General features: G+C 61.5%; 17 protein-coding genes and 1 pseudogene. 8 read left to right on the forward strand and 10 right to left on the reverse strand.

What is annotated here, in order from left to right:
- Positions 1–89 precede the first annotated feature (89 nt).
- The 5 genes and pseudogenes from CN933_RS01445 to CN933_RS01460 all read right to left on the reverse strand — a co-directional run bounded on the left by CN933_RS01445 (position 90) and on the right by CN933_RS01460 (position 5,383).
- Positions 90–1,574: a DUF1254 domain-containing protein gene (locus CN933_RS01445; protein WP_018095582.1), complete on the reverse strand. Its 1,485-nt coding sequence runs from the start codon at positions 1,572–1,574 to the stop codon at positions 90–92.
- A gap of 114 nt (positions 1,575–1,688) precedes the next feature.
- On the reverse strand, positions 1,689–2,783 hold the full coding sequence (locus CN933_RS32220; protein WP_267880145.1) for a DUF1214 domain-containing protein: 1,095 nt from the start codon (positions 2,781–2,783) through the stop codon (positions 1,689–1,691).
- Between the two features lie 104 nt (positions 2,784–2,887).
- Positions 2,888–3,223: pseudogene (locus CN933_RS32310) on the reverse strand (hypothetical protein); the annotation flags it as partial.
- A gap of 107 nt (positions 3,224–3,330) precedes the next feature.
- Positions 3,331–4,323, reverse strand: coding sequence for a helix-turn-helix domain-containing protein (locus tag CN933_RS01455; protein ID WP_234704919.1), 993 nt, complete (start codon positions 4,321–4,323; stop codon positions 3,331–3,333).
- 73 nt (positions 4,324–4,396) lie between these two features.
- Positions 4,397–5,383, reverse strand: coding sequence for a helix-turn-helix domain-containing protein (locus CN933_RS01460; protein WP_018095580.1), 987 nt, complete (start codon positions 5,381–5,383; stop codon positions 4,397–4,399).
- A 546-nt stretch (positions 5,384–5,929) separates the two neighbouring features.
- Between CN933_RS01460 and CN933_RS01470 the strand changes: the two genes are divergently transcribed.
- Entirely contained in the window at positions 5,930–6,556 is a 627-nt protein-coding gene (locus tag CN933_RS01470) for a hypothetical protein (protein WP_018095579.1), read from the forward strand.
- A 122-nt stretch (positions 6,557–6,678) separates the two neighbouring features.
- Here CN933_RS01470 and CN933_RS01475 read toward each other — a convergent pair whose 3' ends face one another.
- From CN933_RS01475 to CN933_RS01485, 3 genes are all read right to left on the reverse strand, one after another.
- Positions 6,679–7,017: a hypothetical protein gene (locus CN933_RS01475; RefSeq protein ID WP_018095578.1), complete on the reverse strand. Its 339-nt coding sequence runs from the start codon at positions 7,015–7,017 to the stop codon at positions 6,679–6,681.
- A gap of 354 nt (positions 7,018–7,371) precedes the next feature.
- A complete protein-coding gene (locus CN933_RS01480; protein WP_018095577.1) occupies positions 7,372–7,956 on the reverse strand; it encodes a methyltransferase domain-containing protein in 585 nt (194 codons plus the stop codon).
- A gap of 96 nt (positions 7,957–8,052) precedes the next feature.
- Positions 8,053–8,682, reverse strand: coding sequence for a hypothetical protein (locus CN933_RS01485; protein ID WP_018095576.1), 630 nt, complete (start codon positions 8,680–8,682; stop codon positions 8,053–8,055).
- Between the two features lie 121 nt (positions 8,683–8,803).
- Between CN933_RS01485 and CN933_RS01490 the strand changes: the two genes are divergently transcribed.
- Positions 8,804–9,040, forward strand: coding sequence for a hypothetical protein (locus CN933_RS01490; RefSeq protein WP_018095575.1), 237 nt, complete (start codon positions 8,804–8,806; stop codon positions 9,038–9,040).
- 46 nt (positions 9,041–9,086) lie between these two features.
- Here CN933_RS01490 and aac(3)-IV read toward each other — a convergent pair whose 3' ends face one another.
- A complete protein-coding gene (gene aac(3)-IV, locus CN933_RS01495; protein WP_018095574.1) occupies positions 9,087–9,896 on the reverse strand; it encodes an AAC(3)-IV family aminoglycoside N-acetyltransferase in 810 nt (269 codons plus the stop codon).
- A 540-nt stretch (positions 9,897–10,436) separates the two neighbouring features.
- Here aac(3)-IV and CN933_RS01505 point away from each other — a divergent pair.
- The 4 genes from CN933_RS01505 (at position 10,437) to CN933_RS01520 (ending at position 14,064) form a co-directional block, all read left to right on the forward strand.
- On the forward strand, positions 10,437–12,263 hold the full coding sequence (locus tag CN933_RS01505) for an AfsR/SARP family transcriptional regulator (RefSeq protein WP_018095573.1): 1,827 nt from the start codon (positions 10,437–10,439) through the stop codon (positions 12,261–12,263).
- A gap of 17 nt (positions 12,264–12,280) precedes the next feature.
- Positions 12,281–12,496: a hypothetical protein gene (locus tag CN933_RS01510; RefSeq protein ID WP_018095572.1), complete on the forward strand. Its 216-nt coding sequence runs from the start codon at positions 12,281–12,283 to the stop codon at positions 12,494–12,496.
- 28 nt (positions 12,497–12,524) lie between these two features.
- Positions 12,525–13,706 carry a YcaO-like family protein gene (locus tag CN933_RS01515; RefSeq protein ID WP_026168655.1) on the forward strand — a complete coding sequence of 394 codons (1,182 nt, stop codon included), beginning with the start codon at positions 12,525–12,527 and terminating at the stop codon, positions 13,704–13,706.
- A gap of 124 nt (positions 13,707–13,830) precedes the next feature.
- Positions 13,831–14,064, forward strand: coding sequence for a hypothetical protein (locus CN933_RS01520; RefSeq protein WP_018095571.1), 234 nt, complete (start codon positions 13,831–13,833; stop codon positions 14,062–14,064).
- A 123-nt stretch (positions 14,065–14,187) separates the two neighbouring features.
- On the opposite strand, the gene CN933_RS01525 is transcribed toward CN933_RS01520, so the two are convergent.
- Positions 14,188–14,982 (reverse strand): DUF1194 domain-containing protein, encoded by a 795-nt coding sequence (locus tag CN933_RS01525; protein ID WP_018095570.1) that lies wholly within the window; start codon positions 14,980–14,982, stop codon positions 14,188–14,190.
- A 234-nt stretch (positions 14,983–15,216) separates the two neighbouring features.
- Between CN933_RS01525 and CN933_RS01530 the strand changes: the two genes are divergently transcribed.
- Positions 15,217–16,530, forward strand: coding sequence for a glucoamylase family protein (locus CN933_RS01530; protein ID WP_018095569.1), 1,314 nt, complete (start codon positions 15,217–15,219; stop codon positions 16,528–16,530).
- A gap of 49 nt (positions 16,531–16,579) precedes the next feature.
- Positions 16,580–17,059 (forward strand): anthrone oxygenase family protein, encoded by a 480-nt coding sequence (locus tag CN933_RS01535; protein WP_018095568.1) that lies wholly within the window; start codon positions 16,580–16,582, stop codon positions 17,057–17,059.
- Positions 17,060–17,103: the final 44 nt, after the last annotated feature.

A 17,103-nucleotide genomic window follows, 5' to 3' on the forward strand; every position in this document is an offset into this window, starting at 1 on the left:
GTCGCTCCAGTGACGAAAGAATACGGTGCGCTGCAACCGCGTGCGCCCTTCCTGAATGGTCGTCAAACAGGAAGGGCGCAGTTCACGATTTACGGGTTGACCTTCTCAATGTCGGGCAGCGCCCAGGACTTGTCGAAGAACGCTTCTGTCGGGCCATAGAAGCGGAAGTAGGCGAACCATCCCTTGTCGGGGTTGGTCTGCACCCAGTTCGCCTCCTTGCCTTCGGGGGCTTTCGGGCCGAAATAGACGTCCACCGATCCGTCCTCGTTCGCGACGATATCTTCCTTGCGCGATGAGATGTCCGGCCGTCCCTGCTCGGTGACCGGCATCTGCCGCGTCGCCTCGTCGTAGGCGGTGACCGACCAGAAATTCTTTGCCGGCGGATTGGCCGGGACATGAAGTTTGTAGGTGTTCTCGCCCGAGAGCCATGCCCCGTCCGCGTCCTTGTAGGACGCGATGTAGCGCTGTCCGACGCCCACAGTCTGGGTCAGCATCGCCTTCGAAATCACGACGGCCTCGTAGAACCATGCGGCGCGCTCGTCGAGCTGATCATAGGTGTTCGCCTTCTGATCGGTCGCCACGACCAAAGCATGCTTCCAATTGGTCCCCTCCCAGAAAGGAGGCTCCACCCTTTTGTCGGTGGTGTTCGCCTTCGCCATCGCCTCGCCGACCAGAACCCCGTCTTGGAGCAGTTTGCTCTGTCTTTCGTCCGGCTTGAATGGCTGCCCTCTCTCGATGCCGAGGAATTTCAATTGAGCCAGGATCAGCCGGTCGCGTTCGTCGATGGGGTTGCGCTGGATGACTTCGTTCAGACTGTCCCAGTAGGCCATGCCGCGTGGCGGCATCTGGCTCCACTTCTTGTCACCGGCGGCGCGTGCCGGCATTGGCTCGCCAGTGCCTTCGAGAGTCCAGGAGTAGGTCTTGATCTGCGGGATCATCTCGGCGATCGCCTTTTCCTTGTCGGCATCGAGCAGCCGGAAGCCGGCGAAAACGTCGCGGCTCGTCGCCTGCACCACGAAATAGCCGGGTGCCTCCACCGGTCCGTATCCGGGCGGCATGATCAGGTATTTTCCACCCTTGCCCATGTCGGGGCCGACGACGCCGAGATCGGCAAGCACCCGCTGCCACGGGTCGAGGATCATGCCTGCGATCAGCCCCGGAGGCACTTCGACGACGAAAGGACCAGTTTCCTTCAAGTCGATAAAGGTGGCGATGTAAGGCGTCGTGTAGTTCGGCGTCAGGATTCCCAATTTTTCGGCGAAGTCCAGATAGGTGAGCATCTCGCCGCTCTTGCCGCCGAACACGCTGTAGTGGGCGCGACGCCATTCGTTCATACCGACCGCCGGGATGCCCCAGAGATAAGCTTGCGTTGCGCGCTGGAAGTCCATCTCGTCATACAGCTTTTTCACCGTCTCGGCGGATGGATATCCGCTCTGGAAGTTCAACTCGCCGATGCGGGTTTTGACAGCGGCATCGCCCTCGAAGGGGTTCGCCTCCTCAGCCCATGCGGCCGATGCGCTGCACAATGCCGATCCCAAAAGAGCCGATGTCAGAATTTTGGAAAGCACGGTCATGATCGTTCTTCCTGCAGGTTGGTTCCGGTCCGGGACCGGCCAATCGGCCGGCCGAACTTTCATTTCGCTAGGATTCTCGGCCGTGTCAGCCGTTTCGCCTGGAACGGGATTTTGTCATTTGATCTTCTCGAAATCGCCCGGCTTCCAGCTATAGTCGACGGCGCGATCGCCTGGACCATAGAGCCGAAGGATGGCGAAAAAGCCTCGGCCGGGAGCCGTCGCCAGCCAGTTGGCCTCCTTGCCTTCAGGCGCCTTCGGCCCGACGTAAAGGTCGATCGTGCCGTCTGCATTGACGACCGGTTTGTCGCGAGAGCCGAGCGACGGGTAGCGCCGCTCCTCGGTCGCAAGGCCCGATGCGTTCTCCGCCTCGTAGAGCGTCAGCGACCAGAACAATTCGGCCGGTACATCGGGCGGCAGCGTCACCTTGTACGAATTGTCCCCCGACAGCGGCGTGCGGTCCGCATCATTGAAGGCGATTGCGTAGAAGGCACCGCGGCCCGGCGTCAGCGACACCATACCGGGGCTGATTGAATAGTAATCCGTGAACATCCATGCCCGGTGTTCGATGTCCGTGAAGCCGCGTTCCCGGTTCACCCAGGATAGGTCGATCGATTTCTCCGGTCCTGGTTCGGCGGCGGTGTTTATCGGATTGGTCCAGCGCCGATCTGGCCAGACGAGGAGCGACTTACCGCCGACCTCCTCGCTAAGGCCGATGACGCGGCTCATCTTATAGCCGACATCCGCTGCGGTGTTGAGGATCGCTCGCTTCTGCGGAGAGGGCGAGAAGGGTTCCTTCGCGATCAGGCCGACATTGGCGAGGAGACCAAGACCGTCCGGTCCCGCCAGATTCTTGCCTTCACGGTCGATCAGCCACTTCAACTGCTCGAACGCCGAGATATCCGAGCGCGGCAGCATGTTTGCGTTCACGCCGGAGGCATTCGGAAATTGCATCGGCTTGCGCTCGCTCTCGGGGAGGTTCAGCGGATAGAGCTTGACCTGTTCCACGAGTTTGTTGGTGGGCTCGAGATTGTCCGGATCGTCGTAGAATGCGCGTAGGAATACGAAGAGGTTATTGGTGCCCGAGCGGTAGATATAAGCATCTTGGGGTAACTGTCCGTCATAGCCAGGCGGCGTGATGACGAATGTGCCGCCTTTGCCCGCATCGGGGCCGGGCAGGCCGACGTCGCCGAAAAACTTGCCGCCGTCCATCGGGATCGGCCGCTGCCAGAAGTCAAGCAGGATGCCCTGAATTTCGGAGGCGCCTCAAATACGATCGGACCCGTCTCGCCCATATCGATGAAAGCCATCGCATAGATCAGGTCGGAGTTCGGCGTCGTCACCATTGTCTTGGTGTCAAGCCTCTCTTTCCAGACCGGCATGACGTTGTAGCCGGTGCCAAAGACGTCCTCGGCTCCGCTCCTCATGCCCAGCGTGTTGATCAGCGGTAAGGCCCAGATATAGGCTTGGGTCGCCTGCTGAAAGAGAAGCTCGTCCTTCAGGGCCTTGGCAGTCTCAGCCGTGGGACGGTTTTGCTCGAACGGCAGGTTGGCCAGTCGATCGAAGCGTGCCTCTTCGGCCGCTGCCGAACCGGTCAGTCCGAATGCAAGGAATGCAGCGGTTATCGATGGAAATGCGGTTGTGCGTTTCATGATACTCGGCCTTCTGCTGGGGTTGGTGTTCCAATGCTGACATGCCGGATTTTCGGGCGGACTATGCACCCCCGCGCCTGTGGGCGGCTATGCGTTTTTTGCCAATCTCAAAGCCAGGCCCGGGAAATCGCACGGCGGGATTGTGCGGCTACGGTTGCGCTGGGCTTCTCTCCGAAAAGCTCCTGATACCAGCCGGACATGCGCCCGTGTTCGGCAATGCCCCACTTTTTGGCGCTTGCCGATATTGTCGCCAGTTGATCGCCGGCCATCAGATCGCGCCGAATTCTATGCAGCCGGAGCCTGCGCAGATAGTGGTTGGGCGTATCGCCCAGCACCTCGAGAAAGGCGCGGTAGAGGGTGCGACGGGAGGATCCGCACGCCGTCGTGATATCGGTTATCGATATGGGACTTGCGAGATGCCGGTCGATATATTGTTGCGCCAGTCGAACGATGGTTTCATAAGACGAAGGCCGGCTTGCGGCGGTCGTCCCACGATCGTTTGCGTAGTGAGAAATTATGGCCCGCAACATCGTGCTTCCTACGTGGACGCCGGCCTCTGTTTCTTCTCCCAGGTGCACCCGGAGCAACGCTTCTCTCAGCTCCTTGAGCTTTTCCTGGGCCAATGGCCTGGAATGAACCGCGGACTGCAGAAACCTGCGGCCAAGACCATCCTCCAGCCGGCGCAGATCAAGAGTTGCCGTTACATACATCGAGCCTGGTGCGCATAGGACGTCGACTTCGCACCCCGGAAGGAGAATACCCACCGTTCCTTCCGGGATCTGTCGCAGACAGACTCGAAATCCACCGACTTGGGAGAGCACAATTCCGACGGTGACGGCAGCGTCCGACAGGACACCCCTCGCCATCGCATTCCCCGCGATGAAACCCGAACTGAGAATCACGCCGTCATATGTGCTGAAGGCGAGACTGCCGCTGATCTTGCGCCCCGCCATTTGCACTGCGTCCAGCTCGGCACCCAGTACTGCATTTCGCAGGCCTTCGATGTCTTGCAACGGGAAGCGCTGCCAATGATCGGCCTTTGCATCCGGGAATGGATCACCGCTTAGCTTCTTCAAGGCTGCGACATGGCCATGGACCACGCTCTCCAATTTGCATCCCCAAAAGACGAGGATGGCAGGAAGGAAGCGTTCCCTCTATGCACCTTTTGCCAATCTAGTGGGCTGTCGAGCCTTGTTGTGCGGATTCGGACTGCTTGAACGCTGCTAATGTTTCGCTCGGCAGTTCCCCGAACAATTCGCGATACCATCCCGCCAATCTGCCGAGTTCGCTGATGCCCCACTCATTTGCCACGACCGCGATGGTGCACGCTCGTTCCCGATCAGTCGCGAGGCCCCGTCTTATTCTGTGCAGCCTTAGACGCCGGACGTATGTTTGGGGAGTGTCGTCGAGGATGTCCGCGAACGCGCGGTAGAGCGTACGACGCGAGGCGAATGCGGCAGCTGCGATGTCGTCAAGGGCTATCGGCTCAGAAAGGTGTTCGACTATGTAGGCTCTGGCACGCGCCACGATCCTCGCATGTAGATGTGTGTTGGCCCGGCGTCCGTGGTTATAAGGGGGGCGGCCAAGATGGTCGATGAGCGCTCTCAGCAGCATCTTCCCGAGACCGGGCCGTGCGGGGTTGCCCGTGTGGATGCGGCTAAATTCGGCCGCAAGCGCCGTTACCACCTCCGGCGTCATGGATCGATTGTGAATCCCACTTCCGCCTAGCGCAGCCCTGTCCAGAACCATTCCGTTTCTTCCGGCTTCCTGCTCGAGTTGATCGGCGGAAATCGTCGCTACGGCGTACATGGAGCCCGGCGCGTAGAGAGAATCGTGTTCGTCCCCTCCATGATATATGGCCACGTCTCCAGTTTTGACCTCGGTGAACGAGTGCCAGGATGATCCGGGGAGCCAGAGGCCAAGCCCCAAAGAAAGAGTGTCCGGGGAGAGAGGGCTGCGAAGCGCCACACGGCCTTCTATAAAGCCGCCGCTGTATGTCACGCCATCCTGCTCGGAAAAAATGAGGCTCCCTGACAGCTTGCCACGCGCCATCTGTGTAGCTTCCATTCCGGCACCATGCACCGCGTCGGACAGGTCTTCGACTTGCGATATCTCTATACGGTGCCAGGGGGACGGGACCTGCTGGAGAATTCCTTCCATTCCGAAACAATCCTCTTTTCGGAGAAGTTTCATACCGCAAACGGCCGGGCGCAAGCATTCCAACAACACGACTTCAGCTTCGCCGATCGTTTCACTACCCAGGATTGATACAATAGAGGAGCGTTTGCCGCGGGGCCAGTGTTCATCGGCATCGCAATGCGAGAACTTGACGGCAATAGTCCCTGGTTCGAGGCCTGCTGAGGTTCAGGCCGCCCGCCGCGGCTTATTTCATTTCCTCATTCCTGTGCTTGCCACAGGAATCCAGCCAGCCCAAGTCCTTGGGCTGAAAGAACGCTTCCCGCGCCGCAGACGCGGCGCTGCTCTCATCTCTGTGACAAGCACGAGAGATGAGAACGAGGAGACGTTGCAGTCCTCCGAAAAGTTTCCAACAGCGCCGCGCATCTTATGAGACGCGCAAAGGTCGCTGTAGCCCTTTCAGCTGCTGCATGGCTCACTTAACGGTTGCCGCTTCCAATCACAGGATTTCGATTTTACGCCGGCCGTTTTCAGCAATAGGCTTCACTGACGAAATGCTGGAGAATCGCCATGAACCGCGTGCTTGCATTCACAGTGGCCGTCCTGGCCTGCTCTCCACTGTGGGCACACGCCCAGGACACCTCCATGAGCTTCTTCGTCACCAGCGCAAATCCGGGCAGGGGTGGCGACCTCGGAGGACTGGCCGGAGCCGACGCATACTGCAATTCCTTGGCGACGGCGAGTGGTTCGACGGGCAAGACCTGGAGAGCCTATCTGTCCACCGACACCGAGAACGCCAGGGATCGGATCGGAAACGGCCCCTGGTACAACGCCAAGGGCGAGAAGATCGCCGACGATGTCGCCTCGCTTCACAGCGACGGCAACAACCTGACGAAGCAGACGGCTCTCAACGAGAAAGGCGAAGTCATTCCCGGCCGTGGCGACAGCCCCAACCGCCACGACATCCTGACTGGCTCGAAACCAGATGGAACTGCCGCACCGGAAACCTGCGGCAATTGGACAATGGGCGGCGCGGAGGGCGCGGCGATCGTCGGCCACAGCGACCGAACGGGCCTGGACGATTCCGATGCGGCGAAATCCTGGAATTCGTCGCATTCGACGAGGGGCGGCTGCTCGAACGAGGCATTCAAGGGAACCGGCGGAGACGGCCTCTTCTACTGCTTCGCAAGCAATTGACGGTGGCTGGGCCGCTCGCGGCATGCACCCGGTGCCGAAAAGCAAGCCGGCGCCACCAGTCCAGAATGGGCAACGCATTTCCGTTTGGGCACAATCTCGCTTGAATAGCTGACCGAAGGCGTTCAGGTCAGAAAGGGCATGATATCTACGCCGTCTCCTGGAAAGACTGTGATGTGCGGGTGGTCCTGGAACAGCCGCGCCGCGGCCTCGATGCTTCCCGCTTCGACGACAAGGTAGCCGCAAAATGGGTTCACGGCATTGGCGATACCGTCCCTGGTTACACGTGTCGTCTTGCCCACCATGCCACCACGGTCGAGGATGGATGCGGCGTTTCTGTCCTCCCAGGCTGCCCACTGTTCCAGCCCGACCGCGTCGATCGCGTCCTGCTCTGCCTTGGGCAGACTGCGGAAGGCGGCGAGGTCTTCGGGTTTCATGGTGTACACGGCCAGAAAACGGGGCATTGGCGCTCTCTTCGTGGTGGTAGATGGCTGCCAATCTACACTCTGTGCAGCCGAAGTCACCCGCATTGCCGCCACTTGTTTGATTTCCTCATTCCTGTGCTTGTCACAGGAGATCCAGCCAGACCAAGTCCTTGGGCTGGAAAGGCTCTCCCGCGCCGCAGACGCGGCGCTGCTCTCATCCCTGTGACGAGCACAGGAATGAGGAACGAGGAGAGGTTGCAGTCCTGCGCTGTAGCCCTTTAAGCGGCTGCATGTTTTTGTCCATTGATCGGCTACGATCAAAGGAAACATGCAGTGGCGCACGAAGCAACCCAATCATAAACTCAAAATGAATCTCAACAGGCCTTAGGGGATTTACTTCATGGCAGTAATCGCCATCCATTCCGTTGCCTTCCGGTCGTAAGCGCCGCCCAACCACGCTTCCGTTTCAATCGCCCGCCAAGGTGCCGCTGCACGCCAGAGCCGGATCAACTCGTCTTGCGATAGATAGTTATAATGACGACCAAGTGCGTCCGAACCCTCCTCGGCTCCTGTTTTGAAGCTCGCCCAAACGACCCCGTTTTCGATCATCGCCCGATAAACTTTCTCGATCACACCGCGAAGGTCCGATCGACGTACATGGGTCAATGAAGCGCAAGCATATACGCCGTCATAAATCCCGATGGCATCCAACTCATTGAAGAGCATTGTCTTGACTGGCCGTCCGATGCGGCGCGAAGCAATGGCGGCGAGTTCGGGGGAGCCGTCAGTGGCGTCAAGATCAAAGCCTCTTCCGATGATGGCGGCAGCATCGACACCGCCACCGGTCCCCAGTTCCAGGACTTTACCCTTTGGCCTGCAACGGTCGAGGAAGGTGAACAACCTCGGATTGGGAGCACCCCCGCTGGCAGCATATTCCTCGGCATTCGTGTCGTAGAAGCCTAGTGTTACGTCGGTCATCAGAAAATCGCTCGCCCCAATTCGTGCCGGTCATCATCGACGGCAATCATAAAGAAGGGGTGACCGCGCCCCGGGCGCAATCCGGTCGATTCCCGATTACCGAAGAAGTCCATCGCGTCCGAACTCCTCCCATCCGGCCAGGTTGGAGGCGACGTCTCCGTGTTCGGCTTCGGAGTTCGATCCGCCCTTGGTGGTGTTTCTCAACGATCGCGTCAACTTCGCCTTGTACGCAGCCCGTCTGCGGTTTTCGGCGGCAGCCGCCGCGTCTTCCTCGCGCCAATCGTCCACGACGCCTCGATCGAGAATGTCTGCGACAATCCTCGGGTCGAAGACATGAAATGTTATCTTTCTGGCGCGTCCGCGCAGCTTGACCGTTCGCGTTCCAGCACTCGGCAAGCGACCGTCGGCCAGCCACCGATGTCTTTCGCTCGTCTTGATCGTGAGAATGTCCTCGATCTCGCGCGGTATCACCGGAAGGGTCTCGATGCTTACCAACGCCTCGGCGACGACAGCCGATGCGGCGTGGAACGCAGCCTTCTCGCTTGCGGACATCATAAGCGTGAGCTCGCGACCATCGAGATTGAGCGATTTTTTCGTGGCAGACGGAAGCCGCGCGCGAATTTCCAGAAGGATGCCCTTCATGCGGACGGATGAACCCAATGTCGCCGCTGGCGGCAGCACCCATGTCTTGAGCAGCTCGATGCGACTGTTGTCGTGTTTCGGCATGACGCTTAGATGGGTCGCTTCCTTTAGATCGTCAACGACGTCATGCTGTCGGAGACAGAGCGTCCTCTAGGGTCAAGGCAAAAAGTATGGTAAGCGCCAGCCAGACAACAACAGGAGTGTAATGGTGAGCGAACCGACCGTCGCAGATGCGATAAACCGCATTTATGAATCGCTCCAGGCGGACAATGCCGACATCGACGCGCATATCGCGACTCTCAAGGCAGCGTTGACGCGGGAGGGGTTGAAAGAGGCCGTCTTTGATCCGGGCAGACTCGCACAGAACAACCGTTCTGGCAGGAAGCTGATGCAGGCCTACTTTCGGCAGCGCGGCGTAACGGTCAAATACTCGGATTCGTAAAACCGTGCCATGTCATCAGACGGGCCGTAGGAGACGGCCGAGCTGATCACCCGGCGAGGCTGCCGCCACGAGCGCAGCCGGCCGACTGGCGCGCCGCATCGCATTCGTCGCACCCTGCCTCTACCGGATGCAGGAAGACGAGTGGATCGCGGGCCAGTTGATCCGTGGCGATCCTCGCGATGTCTCGCGAGCGGATCAGGCGAGCATGGGCATGGCCGACCGGGCCCTCCCGCTGCAAGCCCTTTCGCCGCAGCCAGGTGTCGGCCAGGTTGAAGTTCTGGCAGCAGTGATCGTTCTCGCGATAGTCGATGCGGATCGGCCTGCCGTTATCGAGGACCGTACAGTGTTTCGGCACTCCATAGGGGACCTTCGCCATCAGCTCGGCGAGATGCAGCGTGGTGTCCGAATCGTGCCCGACGCCGAGGAGGAGCACTTGCCCGTCTAGTTCGTGGATACGTCCTATAGGACTTGCGGGAGCGTGCGGGGGCAGGGGCAGAGTGTCTGATGTGATGCGTGCGGCAAGCGGGCCGGCTGCCGCAAACGCGAACGGATGGTCGCTGCGCGTCACATTCTCCAGCCGCCAGAACGTGTCGGCGAGTATTCCCAGATCGGATGTTGCAGGTGTCGTCGCGGGGTCGAACGGCTCGTCGTCAAGACCCGACCATGATGGCATGACGAGTGTGCCCTCCGGGCCGATGGCCGTGCGCAGAGCGGCAATCACGCCAAGCGGCCCGCCTTCGACAGGCCGGACGCTGCGAAAGGAACTGTGAACGAGCAGAATGCCTCCAGGCTCTACCCCGAGTGCAATGAGTTGATCAACGACTTGCGAAGTCCGCCATTCATATTGTTGCGTCATGGATTGCCTATTGGTAACCGCTGGCATTGCGACAGCAAAAAGCGCGCTTGTTTGGGCCAAGCGCGCTCCGGCGAACGATCTGCAGCGGGTTTACGGCACCCTCGATCGATCCCGTTCAACATAGCATGAAAACGGCTGGCGAACAACGATGCGGAAGCTCCGCGGACGCCGTCTTGGGCTGCGTCCTTAACAGATATAAGCGGCAATGAGTTGCCATGTTCCGGCTTTTCGAGCATGTTCGCATCTGGGCTGCATGCGTTTCCGCATCGGGCTGGGAAGTGAACCAAGGGACGGGCAGGTGTGGCTCCGGGCATCGCAGCCGCACATCCGGAGGCATGAACCGTGCCGATCGGTGGCTGCGCCTGCACAGATTGCCGGTCTGTTCGGCGTCCGTCCTTCTTTCTCCAGCGACGAGCCGTGGGGCGCAGCGTGCGCTTTGGTGTTCGTGCCGAAGGGGCAGGAGAGGGTTGGTGAACGAGATGTCGACGGTCTCGCCGGTCGCCGGCGGCGCTTCCACCATTCGAGCCATTTGAGGTTTTCGTGGCGGGGCCGCATTATCGTCTGCAGACATTCGGGGAGTTGCGGCTGGTCGATTCCGGCGGCGTGGTTGTGGCGTGTCCCGAGCGGGGGTCGCTGATACTCGCCTATCTCTGCGTGTCCGGGGAGAAAACGGCTTCCCGTGAAAAGCTCGCAATGCTGATCTGGCCCGAACGGGAAAAGAGCGTCGCTTTCAAGAACCTGCGGTCGACATTGTGGCGCATGCGCCATCTTGCTGCGGAGTCGGGGCCGCTCATTGCGGCGACGGAAACCGAGGTGACGGTGGGGGAGATTACCTGCGACGTCGACGGTTTCGAGGCGCTGGAGCGTTCGGAAGAGGCGTTCCGCACCGGGCTTGCGCTCTGGCGCGACGGGTTTCTGGCAAGCGCGGATGTGCCACCGGGTCGCTATGCGGATTGGGTCGGAGAACAGCGGCGGCTGTTCACGCAGGCGATGCGCGCGGCGCTTCTCGGCGGCGAAGAGCGGTTTGCCGACAGGTCTCTGCGGCGCAGCGCGTGCATGCACCTCCTCGAGCTCGATCCGATGGATACGGCCGTGCGTGCGATCCTGGAGCGGATGACCGGCGGGGGGCTGGTCATCGGGGGCGGCGAGCCGGGAAGGGCCCGGCTGCCGCAGGCTGGGTTTGGCAGGGAGTTCGCAACGGAGGCGAGTGCTCCGCCGGTTGCGCCGGCACCCCGTGTCGCTCTGCTTCCCCCCGCGGCCTTCGGCAGCGATCCGATGCTTCACGCGGTCAGCGTGGCTGTGGTCGAGGACATCACGATCGGGCTATGTGCGCAACGATCGATGTCCGTCGTTGCTCCATACACGGCGGAGCGGATACGGGATGCCGCGGACAAGGCTGCGTTCCTGGAAAAGCATGGCGTCACCTATGCGCTCGACTGCCGCATGTCGGACCAGGGACTTTTCACGCAGCTCATATTTCTGCCGTCCGACGCGATCGTCTGGGCGGAGCGGTTCGCGATATCTCCGGTCGGTCTCCTTCAGCAACGCCAGGAAATCGCCTTTCATGTCGCCCGGGCGGTGACGGAGCAGGTCGAGACCGGCCGTGCCGCGCGTATCGACTATCTGGCCCATCCGGAGGCCTATTACGCCTACCTCGCCGGCCTGCGAAACCTCTCCAGCGTGGGGCTTCCCGAAATCCGCAGGGCACGCCGCGATTTCAGGGCCGCGCTCAAGCACAAGCCGGATTTTGCTCCGGCGCTGAGCGGGATGGCGCGCACCTATGCAATCGAGTGGATCCTGACGGCCCGCGGCGATCGTGAACTTCTTTCGCTGGCGGAGCATCACGCCAAGGAGGCGATCGAAAGCAATGAGGACCTGCCCGGAGCACACCGCGAGTTCGGTGTCGTCAAACTCTATCAGGGTGATCTCGACGAGAGCCTTGCGGCGCTGGATCTCGCGGAAAACCTGAGCCCGCATTATGCCGACGTGCTTTACAGCCACGCCGACACGCTCGTTCATGTCTCCCGTCCGCGTGAGGCGCTCGACAAGCTGGCCAAGGCGCTTTCGCTCAATCCGCTGGCGCCCGACACGTATTTCTGGAGCGCTGCCGGTGCCAGCTATTTCCTCGAAAACTATGAGGACGCGATCGGCTACGTTCAGAGAATGAAGGACAAGTCGCCCGGCGACAGGCTGCTTGCGGCAAGCTGGGCGATGCTCGGCGACCAGAAGAAAGCACGGGCGTACCGGATGCGGGCGTTGAAGAGCAATCCGACATTCGACGTCGACAAGTGGCTTGCCGTCGTTCCGATCAAGGAACAATGGCAGAAGGACCTCTATCGTGAGGGGCTGAAAAAGGCGGGGTTTTGAGGATGAGGGATAGCGATATGGCGAAGGTTGTTGTGATTGGGATTCCCGGCGAGCCGGGTCTGTGGCTGGCGGACCTGGGGAGCGGAACCGTCACGCCGCTCGATCAGGTGACGGGCGACCTGGCCGCGGCGGACAAGCTCCGGGCACAAGGGGGAACGGTCGTCAAGAATGTCGACCTCGCAGTGGCTGTGTCCTCCGCCGACAAGGTGTTTTCGGGCCATTTCGACGGGTGACCGGTCCCGGCATCGGGGTGGGGCCGACTTGCGCAATGAATATTCCGATCGTGTGCTGAGCCCGGAAGAGACCTTCGAACGTGTAAGGCCTCTGCTTTCCGGTTTCGGCATAACCCGGATCGCCAGGCACACGGGACTGGACAGGATCGGAATCCCCGTCTGGTGCGCCTATACGCCGAATGCGCGATCCATCGTGGTCGCACAGGGCAAAGGGCTGACGGATGTGGAGGCGAAGGTTTCCGCCGTCATGGAGGCGCTGGAGCGCGCTGTTGCCGGCGAACCCGCCGTCGAAACCATTGTGGCCACGACGCGCTCCCTGCAGGCGTCCGGGCGGACCGTGAACCCGCTTCCGGGGCTGATTGCGGCCGGGCAGGAGGAAATCGGTCCGGACGAAGAACTGCTCTGGGCCCCCGGCTCCGACCTGATCTCCGGCCGCGAGGTGTTCGTACCGCTCGCAGCGGCGCAGTTGGACCGTACCCGGCCTTCGCGTTTCTGGATGTCGTCGGATGGGCTCGCATCGGGAAATTCCATTCAGGAAGCGACATTGCACGGGCTGCTGGAGCGCATCGAGCGCGACGCCCATGTCCTGTGGGGCGTGTCAGGGCCGCAGAGCCGTTACCGCAAGTGCGTTGCTCCCGAGGGGTTCGGCGATGCAGCGCTGAATAGTCTCGTCGAGCGCATCAGAGCCGCCGGTCTCGATCTCCGGCTTTTCGACATTACCAGCGACATCGATGTTCCCTGCTTTCTGGCACTGCTCGGCCCCGCCGATATCGCCATCAGGGACGATGGTCGTTTCGTCGATGTGACAAGCGGCTGCGGGGCGCATGTCTTTGCCGTTCGCGCGGCGATCAGAGCGGTGACCGAAGCGGCGCAGTCGCGGCTCACCTTCATGAGCGGCGCGCGGGACGACGTCTTTCCCGAAACCTTCAGCCGGCCTTTGCCGGACTCGACCCGCCGGGCCTTCCTCGCGGCGCCGTGCTTGCATGCGCCGTCGGCGCCGCATGCAGGCGGCGATCCGGACGGGCTGCTGCGGCACACCATCGATCATCTGAAGGATGCAGACGTGCAATCTGTAATTGTGGTGCGCCTGTCGGATGAAGCTCTGCCGTTCGCGGTCGTCAAGATCTTCGTTCCCGATCTTGAAAACCCTGACGGTGAAAGAGCGCGCCGTTTCGGTCCGCGCGCGCTTTCCAAAGCGCTCGCATCATAAAGGAGCAGACCCGCAAAGCATTTGGCGAGATCTACTCCGGTACTCTACCGGTGCGAGTGCAACGCTCGTGCAACGCGCGAAAAATCCGAACTCGTCTATAGTCGCCGTCAGGGAAGCGCACGGAATGGGGGTTCAAATGAATAATCATCCTTCGTCCTTGACGGATACTGAAACGGAACTTGCGAGCATCGCCAGAATGCTCAGCCACATTCGCGATAGCGCCCGCGCATTGGACGCTCAGGCCGTCGAGTATTGCGTCGAGATGGCACTGCAGGCCGTTGCCAACGAGTTGCGGGATCGCAGCGAGCTCGTCATCGCGGCGGCGGGCTTCGACGCCAGAATTCACTCGTTGCAATAGCAGCGGGCGCGGGTCGCGTCACAAAGAGCCAAGGCGGCTTCGCCGTTCACCGAAACGGTGAGGCGATCTGTGGTCGGGCGGGAAAAAGCGCGCTGCGGGAAGACCCGCGGCGCGCTCTCACGTCTAGCGATCCAGCTCCGGGTAGACCCTGTCGAGAAAACCGGGCCGCAGCTTTTCGCCTATCATGCAGTCTGCCGCGGCTTCGCCGGCTGCAAGGCGGAGCGCCGGCGCGGGAGTGAGGCCGCTTACTTCCAGGATAAGCTTCTGACGGATTGCGATCGCGAAATCCTCGGGCTCATGGACGGGCAGGACGAAGGAGCCGGGGCCGCCGATGACGCATTCGGCGTAATACTGGTCGAGCGGCCCGGTCGAGACCGACGGGCGGATGAGGATCGCAAGCCCGTTAATGATGATTCCGCGCGATACGGCATCGTTGCGGGCAGGCGTGACCGGCGGCCCGGTATTGTTCGGTCCGTCACCGGAGATGTCGAGGACCCGTCGCGCACCTGAAAAGGCGTTCGAATCGATGAGGCTCGTGCCGAAAAGGATCGCGTTGGAGATCGAGGTGCCACGCCGCGTCCCGATCGGCCGCGCCTCAAGCTTGACGGCGAAGGCTTCGGCGTCGGCAGCATTTTCGATCACCTGCCAGTTTACGACGGAGGCCTCGTTTACGAGCCCTGCCCATTCGAAATAGCCGATGGCGATCCGCCCGAGGAGCCCGCCCTGAACCGCATTGATGAAATCCGGGTGTCGCAGCGCCTGCAGATAGCCGGAGCGCTGCACGCGCGCCTCCTCCATGTCCATCGAACCGGACATGTCGACAGCCAGCAACAGCTCCACGTCCACGTCGGCGGCCATGGCTGCCGACTGTATCGGGCTCCCGCTCAGAGCCAGGATCAATGCTATCGTGCCTAACATCGCATCAGCCAATCATCGTGGATCACGCGTCGGGCGTTCTGCCCCTCTATCCCGGGCACCGCGATTTGCCGTAAAACCGGCCTCGGCCTCCGGGCCGATGTAATCCGACGAATGTACCACAGGATTGGAAATCCGCGACTGCTGGCGCGACGCGGGCCTACAATATTCGGTGATCGCGGCAAGGGCTGCGCCACCCGCCGCAATGTCACCAACGTCATCGAAGAATAGGCCACCATGTTTCACTCGAACTGGAACTCGGATATCGCATGCGTCGACCGGCTGCAGCGCGCGGCGTTCGGCTACTTTCTTCGATATTCCGATCCGGCAACCGGTCTGGTGGCCGACACCTCGCGCGAGGGTTCTCCGTCGAGCATCGCCGCCACCGGCTTCGGACTGGCAGCCTATCCGGTCGCGGTCGAGCGCGGCTGGATCGGGCGGGCGGAGGCCGCCCGGCGTGTGTTGGCCACCCTCGCATTCTTCGCGGCGAGCCGGCAGGAGAGCGACGTACGGGCAAGCGGCTATCGTGGCTTCTATTATCATTTCCTCGATATGCCGTCGGGAGAGCGTGCCTGGCGAAGCGAAATCTCCACGATAGACACCGCGTTGCTGCTTGCCGGTGCCCTGGCCGCTGCGGCCTATTTTTCCGGCTCGGGCGCGCAGGAGCGGGAGATCAGGAGCCTCGCCGCGTTTCTCTATGAAAGGGCCGATTGGAACTGGGCGCTCAATGGCGGCGATACCGTCACAATGGGCTGGCGGCCGCCGGGGCGCTTCCTGAAGCACCGCTGGCGGGGCTACAGCGAGGCGCTGCTCCTTTATGTCCTGGCACTGGGATCGCCGACACGACCGATCATGCCGCAGAACTACGACGCCTACACCGCGGCGCATGAATGGCTCACGCTCGGCGGGATGGCGCATCTCCACGCCGGCGCGCTCTTCGTCCACCTGTTTCCGCAGGCCTGGATCGATTTTCGCGGCCTTCGCGACCGGGAGATGCGTGAAAGGGACAGCGACTATTTCGAAAACTCCCGTCGGGCCATCAGGCTGCAGCGCGCCCATGCCGAAGAAAATCCCCATGGCTTCGCGGGTTACTGCAGCGATCTATGGGGCTTCAGCGCCTGCCACGCGCCGAAAGGCTGGCTGCGGCTTCGCGACGGGCGGCGGCAGAGATTGCTCGGCTACGAGGCACGCGGCGCACCATTCGGCGCCGATGACGGTACGCTTGTTCCATGGGCGTCGCTCGCCGGCCTGCCGTTCGAGCCGGACGCGTGTCTCGCCAGCCTTTCCCACCTGATGTCGCATTATCCCGCGCTCGTTACGGAGGGTTGCCTTCCCGGCGGCTTCAATCCCAGCCTGCCCGGGGACGGCCCCGAGGGTTGGGTGGATGACAGAATCGTCGGGCTTGACCAGGGGCTCGTGGTCATGATGATCGAGAACTGGAGAAGCGGCCTGATTTGGGAACTGACGCGCAGCATTCCGGCATTCAGCCATGGGTTGAGCAGGGCCGGCTTTGCGGGCGGCTGGCTTTCGTCGACGCTGCCTCGAGTCTGAAACGAGGGAAGCGGCCCGAAGCGGCTTCGTTCCCGTCTGGAGTGCCGCGATGGTTGCCCTTGTTCCTGCGCTGGCTTTTGCCGCCGCTATCGGATCCGGTCTGATGGCCGGGCTCTTCTTCGTCTTCTCGGTCTGCATCATGCAGGCGCTGTCGCGGCTCCCGCCTGATCAGGGGGTCGCCGCGATGAACGCCATCAACGTGGTCATTCAGAACCCGCTGTTTCTCTCCGCCTTCATGGGTACGGCGCTGCTTGGCCTGATCCTCCTCGTCATGGCCTTCATCTCGGGCGGGCAGGGGAGTTATCTGCTGGCAGCCGGCGGGCTCGTCTACCTTGTGGGCACGCTCGCGGTGACGGTCGCGATCAATGTTCCGCTGAACGAGGCGCTTGCGGCCGCCCCTGCCGGCCAGGCAGCCGCCGAGCTCTGGCAGCAGCGATACCTGACCGACTGGGTCCGCTGGAACCACGTGCGCACCTTCGCTTCGACAGGCGCGCTCGCCCTTTTCGTGCTCGGCTTCGCGCGGATTTAGAACACTCCTGGAAAAGTGACGAACGGTTCTCCGTGCGGAACCGG

This window comes from Sinorhizobium sp. M4_45 (genome assembly GCF_002885915.1).
Lineage (GTDB): Bacteria > Pseudomonadota > Alphaproteobacteria > Rhizobiales > Rhizobiaceae > Sinorhizobium > Sinorhizobium meliloti_A.